This is a genomic window from Stenotrophomonas sp. GD04054 (assembly GCF_029836955.1).
GTDB lineage: Bacteria > Pseudomonadota > Gammaproteobacteria > Xanthomonadales > Xanthomonadaceae > Stenotrophomonas > Stenotrophomonas maltophilia_A.
The window spans coordinates 1-13,345 of record NZ_JAOECR010000037.1; the positions used below are offsets into that span (position 1 = coordinate 1).

At 64.7% G+C, this 13,345-nt stretch carries 9 protein-coding genes; 6 read left to right on the forward strand and 3 right to left on the reverse strand.

The window, feature by feature from the left end:
- Window positions 1–32: 32 nt before the first annotated feature.
- The 3 genes from N7573_RS15875 to N7573_RS15885 all read left to right on the forward strand — a co-directional run bounded on the left by N7573_RS15875 (window position 33) and on the right by N7573_RS15885 (window position 1,289).
- On the forward strand, window positions 33–419 hold the full coding sequence (locus N7573_RS15875) for an SseB family protein (protein WP_049462191.1): 387 nt from the start codon (window positions 33–35) through the stop codon (window positions 417–419).
- A gap of 115 nt (window positions 420–534) precedes the next feature.
- Window positions 535–999 carry a GNAT family N-acetyltransferase gene (locus tag N7573_RS15880; RefSeq protein WP_032129587.1) on the forward strand — a complete coding sequence of 155 codons (465 nt, stop codon included), beginning with the start codon at window positions 535–537 and terminating at the stop codon, window positions 997–999.
- Complete coding sequence (locus tag N7573_RS15885) at window positions 996–1,289, forward strand: hypothetical protein (RefSeq protein ID WP_279912124.1); 294 nt, start codon at window positions 996–998, stop codon at window positions 1,287–1,289. Before N7573_RS15880 ends, N7573_RS15885 begins: the two co-directional genes overlap by 4 nt.
- Window positions 1,290–1,404: 115 nt before the next feature.
- Here the strand turns inward: N7573_RS15885 and N7573_RS15890 are convergent, their stop codons facing one another.
- The 3 genes from N7573_RS15890 to N7573_RS15900 form a co-directional block, all read right to left on the reverse strand.
- Window positions 1,405–4,989 carry an ABC transporter permease subunit gene (locus tag N7573_RS15890; protein ID WP_279912123.1) on the reverse strand — a complete coding sequence of 1,195 codons (3,585 nt, stop codon included), beginning with the start codon at window positions 4,987–4,989 and terminating at the stop codon, window positions 1,405–1,407.
- Window positions 4,990–5,001: 12 nt separating this feature from the next.
- Window positions 5,002–5,904, reverse strand: a complete 903-nt coding sequence (locus N7573_RS15895; RefSeq protein ID WP_279912122.1) for an ABC transporter ATP-binding protein — start codon at window positions 5,902–5,904, stop codon at window positions 5,002–5,004.
- Window positions 5,905–6,036: 132 nt separating this feature from the next.
- Window positions 6,037–7,068: a LacI family DNA-binding transcriptional regulator gene (locus N7573_RS15900; protein ID WP_279912121.1), complete on the reverse strand. Its 1,032-nt coding sequence runs from the start codon at window positions 7,066–7,068 to the stop codon at window positions 6,037–6,039.
- A 258-nt stretch (window positions 7,069–7,326) separates the two neighbouring features.
- Between N7573_RS15900 and N7573_RS15905 the strand changes: the two genes are divergently transcribed.
- The 3 genes from N7573_RS15905 to N7573_RS15915 all read left to right on the forward strand — a co-directional run bounded on the left by N7573_RS15905 (window position 7,327) and on the right by N7573_RS15915 (window position 11,459).
- A complete protein-coding gene (locus N7573_RS15905; protein WP_235202901.1) occupies window positions 7,327–9,465 on the forward strand; it encodes a type I secretion system permease/ATPase in 2,139 nt (712 codons plus the stop codon).
- Window positions 9,466–9,495: 30 nt separating this feature from the next.
- The gene (locus tag N7573_RS15910) at window positions 9,496–10,890 is read left to right on the forward strand and encodes an HlyD family type I secretion periplasmic adaptor subunit (RefSeq protein ID WP_049422738.1); all 1,395 of its coding nucleotides are present in this window, start codon (window positions 9,496–9,498) and stop codon (window positions 10,888–10,890) included.
- A gap of 119 nt (window positions 10,891–11,009) precedes the next feature.
- Window positions 11,010–11,459, forward strand: a complete 450-nt coding sequence (locus tag N7573_RS15915; RefSeq protein WP_138927384.1) for a hypothetical protein — start codon at window positions 11,010–11,012, stop codon at window positions 11,457–11,459.
- Window positions 11,460–13,345: the final 1,886 nt, after the last annotated feature.

Sequence of the window (13,345 nt, forward strand, 5' to 3'; positions counted from 1 at the left end):
AATAGACATCCCTCACGCCCCGCCGTACCGCCATGACCGACCTCGCCCCGCAGACCCCGATCGAAACCCTGCTGAAGGCGGCGATGGACGGGGCGGTGCCGATCCGCGCCTTCATGGAGGCCTTCGTCGCCTCCGAAGTGGTGCTGCTGACCGGCAGCCTGGTCACCCCCGACGGCAGCGGCTTCGACCCGCTGCTGTTCGACAAGCAGGGCACCCTGCACGTGGCCGTGTTCACCGACCCGTCGCGGGTGGGCATCTACAGCCAGCAGGCCGAACACCAGATCCGCTGGCTGATGCTGGACGTGCTGCGCCGCGTGCCGGGTGGCTATGGCGTGGTGATCAATCCGGGCACTTCGCTGGGCTTTGAGATTTCGCCGAGCGGCGTGGGCGAGATCCTGAAGGACTTCGCCCAGGGCTGAACCGCCACCGCGCTATATTTGTAGAGTCGAGCCATGCTCGACTGCCTTTCGCACAGTGCCAGATCAGTCGAGCATGGCTCGACTCTACAGAACGCTTCCCCATCGAGGCATTGCCATGGAATTCAGGGTATTACCCGCCGATGCACCGGAACGGCAGCAGTTGGCCCGGTGGTACCACGCCGAATGGGGCCGCGACGCCGGCCTGTCGCTGGAACAGGAACTGCAGCGGCTGAACACACCTCAGGACGCCGAGGGTTTCCCGCACCTGATCGCCGCCTTCGATGGAGACCAGGTGGTCGGTGCCGTGCAGCTCAAGCGCCGGGAAATGCAGGCCTTCCCGCAGTACGAGCATTGGCTGGGCAGCGTGTTCGTGGCCGATAGTCATCGCGGGCGTGGGCTGGCTGGCGCGCTGGTCGAACAGGCCGCGGCGCAGGCGGTGCGGATGGGCGTTTCCGAACTGTACCTGCAGACCGAATCGTTGGATGGCGGCCTGTATGCGCGGTTGGGCTGGAAGCCGCTGCAGGAAGCGGACAACCGCAGCCACCGCGTGCTGGTGATGGTGCGCAGGTTGGCCGCATGAGCGCCGCAACGGCCCGGCACCCCCGCTCAGCACTGATCTTCCTGATCGCAGCCATCGTTGCCGCACTGGTCTCCATGCCCCTGCTGCGCGCGGTGGGCATGGTGCTGTGGCCGGTGTTCGTCATTGCCTGGCTGATCAATCTGGGCGCGGCCTGGCATCTGGCCCAGTGGGCGCGCCAGCAGGGCCGTTCGGCGTGGGCATTCGGGTTGCCGGCGGGGCTCGGTACCGTCGCCTCGATCGTGGTCTATGTGCTGCTGGCGTTGCTGGGGCCGAAGGCGACGGTGCGCTGAAGCTTCTCGGTCACCGTGGGCAGTATGCCGAGCATGGCTCGGCACTACAGTAAGGCCGAGCCAAGCCCGCAGGTGTTGCGTGGAGCGCCGGCGGACAGGCCGGCGCCCCGTTGCCTCACATCGTCACCTTGCGCCGGTTGTCATCGCTCACTCGGTCGATCAGCTTGTTGTACGGGTCGAAGCCTGCTTCGTCCGGCTTTTCGTCCACCGTCACCGTGATCTTCGGCGCGGCTCTGGTGATGTGGTGGCGCTGCAGGTACAGCACCTTCTGGTCGCGTTCCTTGCCCGAAGGCCCATTGGCGAACACGCCGATCTCAACCCAGTCATCCATCGTGCCGTCGCTCTCCTTGCCCTTGCCATCGGCGTACTGCTTGGCCGCGTGCAGGTCCAGGGTCACGTCGTAGCGACCGTCATCGCGCTTGCGGGCGCTGGCGGCCATCACGCGGTTGTCGTAGAAGCTGATCTTCTCGAACAGGTCGGTGACCAGCTGCTGACGATCAGCCGGGGTCTCGGCGCGGATGTAGCCCAGCAGTTCGCGTGAGGTGGTGTACGGCGGTTGCTGATAGCCCTTGTCCTGCAGGAAGCGCTTCAACGCACGGTTCAGCGCCTGCTCGCCGATTTCCTCGCGCAGCCGGTAGAACACCAGCGAACCCTTCTGGTAGTGGATGTACTGCTGGTTCTCCACGCGCTCCAGCGGCTGCTCCTCGATGGCCTCGCCACCGCGTCCGGACAGGTAGCCATCCAGCTCGCGCTTGAGGAACTGGCGCATGTGCTGGCGGCCGTACTCCTGCTCCATCACCATCAGCGCAGAGTACTGCGACAACGATTCGGAGAGCACCGTCGCGCCCTGTACGTTGGCACCGATCACCTGGTGCGCCCACCACTGGTGCGCGATCTCGTGCGCGGTCACGTAGAACACGTAGTCCACCTTGTCCGGATCGCGCAGGTCGGCGATGAAGCCGATGGCCTCGGAGTAGGGGATGGTATTGGCGAACGACTGCGCGAAGCGCGCATAGCCCGGAAACTCGATGATGCGTACCTGGCGGTGCTGGTAGGGCGTGAAGTTCGCTTCGTAGTAGGCCAGCGACTTCTGCACCGCTTCGATCATCCGGTCCACGTTGTAGCCGTGCGCCGGGTCGAAGTAGACCTCCACCGGGATGTCCTTGTACTTCGCCTTGCGCACCTCCCAGCGTGCCGACAGATAGGCGTAGAAGTTCAGCATCGGCCGGTCCATGGCATAGCTGAAGCAGCGTCGGCCGTTGACCGTGGTCTCATGCTGCAGGTAGCCCGGGGCCAGCGCCACCTGGTCCGGTGCCGTGCAGACCGTGGTGCGGAAGTCGAGCCAGTCGGCATCGTTGGAGATGTAGGTGTTGGCACGTGCGGCTTCGTCTTCCAGCTTGGGCATGCGCCGCGGCTCACCCAGGTCGCGCTTGCGCCGCTCGTTGCGGTCGCTGATCTCGGCGCCTTCGTTGTAGCCGAACGACGGCAGTACGCGGCTGTTGAAGAACGTGCCGTTGTCGACGATGTTGCTCGGCGCCTGGCCGGCGGTGATGCCGTTGGGTTTCTGCACAACCCGGAAGTGGACGTTGCGGCTTTCACCCGGTTGCAGTGGCGCGGCCAGGCGGTAGATGCGGTAGCCGAGATCGGCATCATGCATCGACAAGGTCTGCCCACCCAGGTCAACCGCGACCAGCTGCTTGTCGTCGCCCATCGAGACATGCACGTCCTGGATCGGCACGGCATGCGTGTTGCGCACCGTCCAGTTCGCATCGATCACCATCGACTGCGATTCGGGGAACAGGTCAACGCGGTTGTCCACCGCCACGATGCGAGGCTGCGGCAGGTTGCGGTACTTCGACAGTTCACGCTCGTAGCGGGCCTGCAGATCCAGCTGCTGGTCGGGCGAGATGAACTCGTTGCGGATGTTGGTGCTCCAGTACAGCCAGCCGCCCACGCCGATGAAGGCCAAGGCCGCTACTCCAGCGAAGACGCCGGTCGGGCCGCGCAGGCGGCGGCCGGCCAGGGCCAGGCGCTGACGCAGGCCCTGGCTGACACCTCGTACCCAGAAGGCTGACGCCAGGCACATCAAGGTCAGCAGGAACAGGGCCCAGTAGCCCTGGAACGCCAGTTGCCCGGTCAGGAAGTGGCCGTAGCCGTTCATGTCCGAATAGGGCGCGTTGGGCCAGCTGCCGAAGTTGTACAGGTTCTGCGTGTAGTCGAGCAGGCCGAGCACGCCCTGGCCGATCATCACCACGATCAGCAGCGCATAACCGACGAACTTGTTGTTGGTGAGCACCTGCAGCACCAGCGCCAGGCCCCCCATCAGGATGTAGACCACCGAATCCAGCGCCAGGCTCCGCAGGTACAGCAGCGGCTCCAGATGCGTGTAGCCCTTGGCCAGCTGCACGCCCATCGCCGCCAGCGCGCCGGCGGCCTGGAAGCAGATGATCACCGCCAGCAGTGCGGTGAACTTGGCCAGCAGCGGCACCCAGTTCGGCACCGGCATGGCATCGGTCACTTCATTGATGCGCGCGCTGCGTTCCTTCCAGACCAGCTCACCGGCGAAGAACAGCACGATGATCACCAGCAGCCAGCTGAAGGCGCCCTGCAGGCCCATGATCATCTGCGAGGTGACCGGCCAGATCGAGGTGCCGTACAGGGTCTGCCGGAACAGCGCGCTGGGCAGGAAGTTGGCCAGGCCGAGCACCAGCAGCACGATGAACGGCACGCTGCGCAGGACGCCACGTGTATCGAAGCGGACCTGGCGCAGGAACTGCTGCCACGCCGTGGTGGTAGTGAATGCCGGTACCACGCGTGGCAGCGTTGCGCGGGTGGGGCGGACGGCGCCGGCATCGGCAACCGGTTGCGCCTGCCTGCGGCCCCAGCGCCGACGGCCACTGCCGCTGCGTTCGGTGCGGAACAGCGCGAAGGTGGCGGCGAACAGCGCGGCAGCCACGCCCAACCACAGGGCGCGATTGGCCAGCAAGTAACCGGCCAGCTCGGGAATCCCGTTGTTGCGTTCGGCGGTGGACCAGTAGCGGATCGTGCGGCCCAGTGCGCGCATGCCCAACGGTTCGCTCAGCACCGCGATCCACGTGTTGTCGATGTCGCGCAGCAGGGCCGCGCTGGCGCCGTACAGCACCAGGTAGGCCACCAGGCCGATGTAGACCCACAGGATCGAGCGCGTCAGCGCCGCCAGCAGCGACAGCAGCGCGGTGGTGAACAGCAGGTTCGGTATGACGATGACCGCGAACGTCCACGCATAGCCCTGCCAGCTGATCGGGCCCATGCGCTCGGGATCGACCCACGGCATGAACGGCGCCAGCCACAGGCCAAATGCGATCAGCACGTAGACCAGCAAGCCTGCCGCCAGGGCGGCGGCGATGCGTCCGGCCAGGTAGTCGCGGCGTTTCACCGGGCTGGCGAAGATCAGTTCGGCGGTGCCTAGCTCGAAGTCACGCAACAGCGCGTTGCTGACGAACAATGCGGTGACCAGCATGCCAAGCAGGGTGAAGATGCCCAGCATCTGCGCGATCACGGTGGGCGCGTTGCTGTGCACGTTGCCAGTGCCGCCACCGATCTGCACGGCGTCGCTGGAGGCAGCGGCGAAGGCGAGCAGGGCGAACAGCCCGGCCAGCAGCCACAGCAGCGGGGAACGCAGCTGCTCGCGCAGCTCGAAGCGGAAGAAGTTGAGGATCATGGCGTGCTCCGCTCAGGCTGCCGCGCGGGCACGGGCCTGCAGGCGCAGGCGCTGGAAGTACACGTCCTCGAGGTCGGGAGCTACGGTCGCAAAGCCGTCGCCGGGGTCGTTGGCGCTGTGCACGTGGATCACCGGGCGGCCACCGACCAGGCGGGTCGACAGCACCACATAGCGCGCTTCGTGGTCGGCCAGTTCAGAAGGATCGACCTGCTTGCGCCAGACCTGGTGCTGCAGGGCGTCGATGGCTTCGGCAGGACGGCCGGTCAGCAGCACCTGGCCCTTGTTCATGATCGCCATCGTCGGGCACAGATCGGTCACGTCCTCGACGATGTGGGTGGACAGGATCACCGCCACGTTCTCGCCGATGGCGGCCAGCAGGTTGAGGAAGCGGTTGCGTTCTTCCGGGTCGAGGCCGGCGGTGGGTTCATCGACGATCACCAGCCGCGGGTCACCCAGCAACGCCTGGGCAATACCGAAGCGCTGGCGCATGCCGCCGGAGTAGGTGCCGAGCTTGCGCTTGCGGGCGTCCCACAGGTTCACCTGCTGCAGCAGCCCATCGACCACCTCGCGGCGCTGCGCGCGCTGGGTCAGGCCCTTGAGCACCGCGAAATGCTCCAGCAGGTCCAGCGCGCTGACTTTCGGGTACACGCCGAAATCCTGCGGCAGGTAGCCCAGCCGGCGGCGCACCGCGTCCTTGTCGCGCAGCACGTCGATCGGTGTCTCGCCGGGGATGGTGAGCACGGCCGTGCCGCTGTCGGCCTCCTGCAGGGTGGACAGCGTGCGCATCAGCGACGATTTGCCGGCGCCGTTCGGGCCGAGCAGGCCGAACATGCCGCGCGGGATGTCCAGGTTGACGTTGTTGAGGGCATGCACGCCGTTGGCGTACGTCTTGGACAGCGAATCGATCTTCAGCATGCGACGTACACCTTTCAATGGGCGATGTCTGCGCGTTATCCGCGCATCAGCCTCCGTGCGCATCCGCCGTTGGTCATGGGGGGAGAATTCCGCCGTCGCACGTTGGGGCGTGGGGCGGTGGCCTGGCAGCGCTTACCCGCGCAGCGAAGATTCCCGCACCACCAGCTTCACCGGGATGCTCTGGCTCTCCACCGGTTGCCGGCCGATCAGTGCCAGCAGGCGCTCCACCAGCAGCTGTCCGGCCTGCTTGGTGTCCTGCTGCACGGTGGTCAGCGCCGGGGATACCGAGGCCGCCAGTGGGATGTCGTCGAAGCCGGTCACCGCCACGTCCTGTGGCACCCGCAGGCCAGCCTCGCGGAGCGCGCGCATCGCACCGATGGCGATCAGGTCGCTGGCGGCGCAGATCGCATCGATCGGTTCACCGCGCGCCAGCAGCACCTGACAGGCCTCCTGGCCGGAAGCCTCGGTGGTGATCGCATCGTGCTGCAGCGCCGGTTCGGCGGCCAGGCCGTGGTCCTGCAGGGCCGCGACATGGCCGCGGTAGCGTTCCTGGAATTCGGGGTAATGGCTGGAGGCATGGCCGAGGAAGGCGATGCGGCGGCAGCCCTGGTGCAACAGGTGGTTGGTGATGTCATGCCCACCCTGGAAATTGTCGCTGCCGATCGACACGCCGGGCTGGCCGGGCAGGGCGGCGCCCCAGCGCACGAAGTGCGTGCCCTGTTCGACCAGCCGCTGCAGGCGGTCGCGCGATTCGTGGTAGTCGCCGTAGCCGAGCAGGATGATGCCGTCGGCCTTGTTGCTGTCTTCGTAATCGGCCTGCCAGTCGGTGGACAGCTGCTGGAACGAGACCAGCAGGTCTTGCCCGTGCAGGGCGCAGGCGCGAGTGATCGAGCCCAGCATCGAATGGAAGAACGGGTTGATCAGCGAGTCGTCGTTGGTCGGGTCTTCGAAGAACAGCAGGGCCAGCGTGCCCGCATTGCGCAGGCGCAGGCTGGAGGCGTTCTTGTCGACCTTGTAGTTCAGTTCGCGGGCGATGCGCAGGATGCGCTCGCGGGTCTCGGCATTGACCATCGGGCTGCCACGGAGCGCCCGCGACACGGTCGGCTGGGAGACCCCGGCCAGGTGGGCGATGTCCAGGGAGGTGGCTTTGCCTTTGATCGTCATGGGAACGGATAGGGAACGTGCAGCGATCATGATGCCATGAGGCTGGCCCTCCGCTCGCAGGTGCGCTCCTGTCTGGATGAACGGGATTGATGTTGAAAAATGTGACCAATTTGTCACTTTGACCTGATTTGCACAAAAGCGCATTCAGCAGATGGACAGCTGCCATGGCATGGCCCTAGAGTCCGCGCACCAGGGGACAACAAGGCAGTTGACGTGGGCAGTAACGGATCAGGGATCGATCTGCAGGAGTCACTGTGCGTGGACGATGGAGGCGCGCTGGCGTGCTTCGTCGCCCTGTTGGGGTTTCTGGATCGGCCTGCCGACCCCGACCAGCTCCGGCACCAGCTGGGCCACCCCGAAGGCCGTATCGATACACAGGATCTGTTGCGCCTGGCCAAGCGGATGGACGTCAAAGCACGCGTGGTACAGGCGCGGGTAACCGCGCTGCGCGACCATCCGCTGCCCGCCATCGCCTGCCTGGCCGACGGGCGCTATACGCTCGTGCTCAAGGCTGACGCCGAGAACGTGTTGTGCTTCGACGCGGCGGCCGACGGACGCCCGGTCACGCTGTCCCTTGGCGAGTTCTCGCAGGAGTTCGATGGCCGCCTGTTGCTGATGACCACGCGTGAAAGCGTGGCCGGTGCCGTGAGGCGCTTCGATGTCGGTTGGTTCATTCCTGCCCTGGTGAAGTATCGCCGCCTGCTGCGTGACGTGTTGGTAGCCTCGTTCTTCCTGCAGTTGATGGCACTGATCACGCCGCTGTTCTTCCAGGTGGTGATCGACAAGGTACTGGTGCACAAAGGCATCACCACGCTGGAAGTGCTTGCCCTCGGCCTGCTGGTGGTTTCGGTGTTCGAAGTGCTGATGGGCGGACTGCGCACCTACCTGTTTTCGCACACCACCAGCCGCGTTGATGCCGAACTTGGCTCGAAGCTCTTCTCCCACCTCACGCATCTGCCATTGGCCTATTTCCAGGCGCGCCGGGTGGGCGATTCGGTGGCGCGCGTGCGCGAACTGGAAACCATCCGCGAGTTCCTCACCTCTTCGGCGCAGACGGTCGTGCTGGACCTGTTCTTCGCCATCGTGTTCCTGGCCGTGATGTGGCTGTACAGCCCTGCATTGCTGCTGATCGTACTGATCACGCTGCCGCTGTACGCGGTGGTGGTCATGGTGGTCGGGCCGATGCTGCGGCGCCGCCTGGATGAAAAGTTCGTGCGCGGTGCCGAAAACCAGTCGTTCCTGGTCGAAGCAGTGACCGGTGTGGAGACCATCAAGGCGCTGGCGGTCGAGCCGCAGGCGCAGAACCGCTGGGACAAGCAGCTGGCGGGTTACATCCAGGCCAGCTTCCGCGCCAGCATGCTGGCCAACTGGGGCTCGCAGGCGGTGCAGCTGATCCACAAGCTGGCCACCGTGGCACTCCTGTTCTTCGGCGCGCGGCTGGTGATTGACGGCAAGCTGACCGTGGGCGAACTGGTGGCGTTCAACATGCTTGCCGGGCAGGTTGCCGGGCCGGTGCTGCGCCTGGCGCAGTTGGCGCAGGACTTCCAGCAGGCGCGCATTGCCGTGGAGCGGCTGGGCGACATCCTCAACTCCCCTACCGAACCGGCCAGCTCACCCTCGCGTGCCAGCCTGCCGGCAGTGGATGGCCGCATCGCGCTGGAGCACGTGTCGTTCCGCTATCGGCCTGAGGGGCAGGAAGTGTTGTCGTCGGTCAGTCTGGAGATTGCTCCGGGTGAGATCCTCGGCGTGGTCGGGCCCTCGGGATCCGGCAAGTCGACCCTGACCAAGCTGATCCAGCGCCTGCACACCCCGGAGCGCGGCCGTGTGCTGGTGGATGGTGTCGATCTGTCCATGGTGGATCCGGCGTGGCTGCGGCGACAGGTGGGTGTGGTGCTGCAGGAAAACCTGCTGTTCAACCGCAGCGTGCGCGAGAACATCGCCATGGCCGACCCGGCGATGCCGATGAGCCGGGTGGTGGAAGTGGCCAAGCTGGCTGGCGCGCACGATTTCATCCTGGAGCTGCCCGAGGCCTACGACACTCGCATCGACGAGCGCGGGGGCAATCTCTCCGGCGGCCAACGGCAGCGCCTGGCGATCGCGCGTGCATTGGCGATCGATCCGAAGATCCTTATCTTCGATGAGGCGACTTCGGCGCTGGATGCGGAGAGCGAAGAGGTCATCCAGGACAACCTCAAGCGGATGTCCGCCGGCCGCACCGTGATCATCATCGCGCATCGTCTGTCGGCGGTACGCCAGGCCAACCGCATCGTGACCCTCGAACGTGGCCGCATCACCGAGACCGGCACGCACGAGGATCTGCTCCGCGCGGGAGGCCGTTACTCACTGCTCTACACCAAACAGATGGGCCTGCCCGCCGTGGCGGCCCCGCTGAACTGACCACTGCGGGCCCAGCCAAGGACAGCACGCATGTTGAAGGGACTGAGGCATCACCTGGGCATCCTGCGCGAGAGCCTGCGCGCAGAGCGTGCGCAGCCGGATCAACGGGATTCGGCCGCGCCGGACTTCCTGCCGGCGGCGCTGGAAATTCTGGAAAAGCCCCCGAACCCTATCGGCCGCACCGTTCTCTGGTTGCTGATCGCCTTCCTGGCCATCGCATTGGTCTGGTCGTGCCTTGGCCGCCTGGACATGGTTGCCGTGGCCGAAGGCAAGGTCATTCCGCGCGGCAACGTGAAGGTGATCCAGGCGGCGGATCAGGGCGTGGTCCGTGCGATCCATGTGGTCGAAGGGCAGTCGGTGAAGGCTGGCACGCCGCTGCTCGAACTGGATCCGACGGTCAGCCATGCCGAGGTCGAGCAGGCGCGCCAGGCGTTGCTGACCGCGCAGATCGATGTGGCACGGGCGCAGGCCGTGGTTGACCACGTTGCCGGCCGGGCCGGTCGGTTCATCGCACCGGAGGGAGCATCTGACAGCATCGTTGCCATCCAGCAGGCACTGGTGGCCGCCAAACAGCGCGAGTTCGATTCCACCGTGGGCGGCTTGCAGCAGGAGCGCAGCCAGCGCGATGGCGAGCACGGCATGATCCTGGCCGAGATCGCCAAGCTGGAAGAGCAGCTGCCGCTGGCTACAGACCAGCTGAACAAGCTGGAGGAGCTGAGCCGCGACAACTATGTGCCGCGACTGCAGGTGGCCGAAGTGAAGGAGCGTGTTGTCGGCATGCGCCAGGACCTGGCGATCCGACGCGAAGAGCAGCGCAAAGCGACCGCAGCGCAACTGGCGGCCAGCCAGCAGATGAGCAAGAGCCGCAGCGAGTTCGCACGTGAAGCACTGGACGCCCTGACCGAGGCCGAAGCGGCGCGCGCGCTGCGTGGCGAAGAATTGAAGAAGGCCCATGACAAGGCCGGGCACATGGTACTGCGCGCGCCGGTGACCGGCGTGGTGCAGCAGCTGCAGGTGCACACCATCGGCGGCGTGGTGAAGCCGGCAGATCCGCTGATGGTGCTGGTGCCGCACGACGGCGAACTGGTGGTCGATGCGATGCTGCCCAATCGTGATGCCGGCTTCGTCCGCGACGGCCAGTCGGTGGAGGTGAAGTTGGAGGCCTACCCGTTCACCCGCTACGGCGTGGTCGACGGAATCGTGGAGACCGTGGGCCATGATGCGGTGCAGACCGAGAAGGAAGGGCTACGCTACCCGGCGCGCGTGCGCCTGCTGAAGCCCTGGATCGAAGTGGATGGCCGGCGCCGCGCGCTGGCGCCAGGCTTGGCTGCCACGGCGGAGATCAAGACCGGTGATCGCCGCATCATTGAATACCTGCTGTCACCGCTGTCGCGGCGTGTTCAGGAGGCGGGGAGGGAGCGATGAAAAGCGGAGTTCGAGCCTCAAACGGCAACCCTGTACCTATGCGGGCTCTTGGTCTGATTCTCGCGCTGGTACTCCTCCCTTGGCATCTACAGGCACGAGATCACGCCTCCTTGAGGTCGGTGGACCTGCAGGAACGCCTGGTTGGACTGCTGGCCCGACAGGGCGGGGACCACTGGAAGGGCATCCCGCCGAGCACTCTGGAACAGGCGATGCGGGTCAGTTGGCGGCGTGGAGCAGGTTTGCCTTCTTCCGGCAGAGGGGAGGGGGTCACGGTCGAAGGCTGGTCTTTCTGGATGCACACCGAGTTTCGCAACGGTGGCTATCAAACGCGCCTCGACACCTACGTTGCCACGCCAGGGAGCACCTGCACCTTCAATGCCGATCAGTTTGCCCGGAGGCTCAAGGCCATCGGGATGGAGGGTGGGCCAGTCAGATCAACGCTGCTTCCCGAGACCTGGTACCTCGGTGCCAGAAACGTGGAGGTTGCGGTCAGGACATACACAAGCACTACCAATGGTCAGCGCCATCAGTGCGTTGAAACGATCAGCATCGGTCCCCGGGAGTTCTGAACATGCCATCGATCAACAACGAGCTTGAAGCCGTTCTGCAGAGCCTCCGTCAGAAGGGAGGGCAGTTCTCCAAGGCCGAGCAGACCATTAGGCGGACAATCGAGAGTTCACCCGAACTCATGATTCGCTTGAACGTATCCGCCAAGAATGGAACGCTGAAGGGAATCGAACTGCTTCCCTCCGGTGCGACAGAGGGAGGGCACTACAGCGCCGGGTCCGGAGTCATCCGTATAAGTCGCGATCGGTTCGTTGCTGGAGGTGAAGCTGCGTTGGACGCGCTGGCATTCGTGCTCGGCCATGAAACCGCGCATAGCATCTATCAAGTCGAGAACGCCAAAGCGCTCGAAACTTTCCGCCAGCAGGTATACGCACTCTCGGTCGTGAAGGGTGTCAGAGACTACACGCCCATCCTGGCTGCCTACCTCAAGGCTACTCGCGAAAACGAAGCGGTTGCGATGATCGGCGGATGGAACGCAGTCTGGGGACGAGCCGTACTCAATTCCAGCAATGGCATTGACCAGCAGTCGTTCTTGGCCAGGATGTATCAGGCGATGCCACCGGGATGCGTCATCAAGGAGCCCAATGGTAGTTACAAGCTCGCACAGGGCATCACCATGCGCGGCAACTACTCCATTGAGTCCAGCAGGAATTCGCCGAACATCGAGGGATTCGGAATCTGCTACTACGACGGTACCGGTGCGGGGCTCGGCCAATCCGGGGGGCTCGATTACCGGAACTACTACTTGGGTCCCCAATTGGAGTACATCATCGAAGCCGAGCTGCAGATGCAGCGGCTGATGCCGGCGGGAAACCAGCCTGGCGACGTTCGGATTGATCTTGAGGCGATAGGTGGCAACGAGGCGGTCCTTGAAGCAGACGGCCTGTACTTCAGCGGAAGAGATAGCCAGTTCATATTCTCTGATGGCCGAGGGCCATTGCGGGTCTTCAATAGAAAGGGTGATGCTTCGCAGAAGCCGCGAAGCCCTTCACAGATACAGCTCCCCGTTGACAGTGAAACCTTGCAACGAATCACCATGTCTGGGGGTTTGGGCGGGGCCATTGGCGGGGCAATAGCCTCTGCGCTGAAGATCAACGATCCACTGTGGAAGGTGCTCGCTTCAGCCACGTTGAAGACGGTAGGCAAAAATCTGGGCGAGATTGCAGCCGCCGGTGGAACGAAGGTCGTGACCCGGGCGGGCGTCTTGGATCTGCTCTCTGATGTTCCGGACGAATTTCGAGTAAGCCTTCAGGGCGCCGCTGCTGGCACGGTTTCTGCCTATTTGACGGCTGAGCTGATCAGCTCGCTTGGCATCAAGGGCACGCTGGGAGAGGTCGGACAGAGCGTTGCCGCAAGCTCACTCAGCCAGATCATTGAGAATGCGATCAAGATTGCTGATGGCGCCACGATCGGCATCACAGATGGCTTGTCAAAGGGGCAGGTCTTTACCGCGATCGGTGGGTACATCGGCGCGCGCCTGGGCGCCAGCCTCGTCCAGTTCGAAACAGTGGGTGGACAGTTGGGCGCTCAGATCGGCTCTGCTGTGGGCGCCTATGTTGGTGCCACGATGGCACAGACGTGGAGTGCCTTGCTGCAGGCCGTTGGCACGACCTATGCCGGACCCATCGGCGCGGCTATTGGCGCGTTGGTTGGGTACATATTCGGAGGATTGATCGGAAGTTTGTTCTCCAGTGGGAAGCCGCGCTCTTGGGCATCTGTCACCTGGGACGAGGCGAACTCGACCTTCACCGTTTCTGGCGTTCGTGCCCGCTCGGGCGGCGTGAGTATCGGAGCGACGCTACTGGCCAATCAGGTCGCTGGCACAATGAATGCGGTACTGGAGGTGTCGGGGAGCCGGGTGGCAACGGGTGCGACGGTGGATGGCGGT

Coding starts and splice junctions, on each gene's coding strand:
- N7573_RS15875 (WP_049462191.1), top strand. CDS start 33: ATGACCGACCTCGCCCCGCAGACCCCGATCGAAACCCTGCTGAAGGCG.
- N7573_RS15880 (WP_032129587.1), top strand. CDS start 535: ATGGAATTCAGGGTATTACCCGCCGATGCACCGGAACGGCAGCAGTTG.
- N7573_RS15885 (WP_279912124.1), top strand. CDS start 996: ATGAGCGCCGCAACGGCCCGGCACCCCCGCTCAGCACTGATCTTCCTG.
- N7573_RS15890 (WP_279912123.1), bottom strand. CDS start 4,989: ATGATCCTCAACTTCTTCCGCTTCGAGCTGCGCGAGCAGCTGCGTTCC.
- N7573_RS15895 (WP_279912122.1), bottom strand. CDS start 5,904: ATGCTGAAGATCGATTCGCTGTCCAAGACGTACGCCAACGGCGTGCAT.
- N7573_RS15900 (WP_279912121.1), bottom strand. CDS start 7,068: ATGACGATCAAAGGCAAAGCCACCTCCCTGGACATCGCCCACCTGGCC.
- N7573_RS15910 (WP_049422738.1), top strand. CDS start 9,496: ATGTTGAAGGGACTGAGGCATCACCTGGGCATCCTGCGCGAGAGCCTG.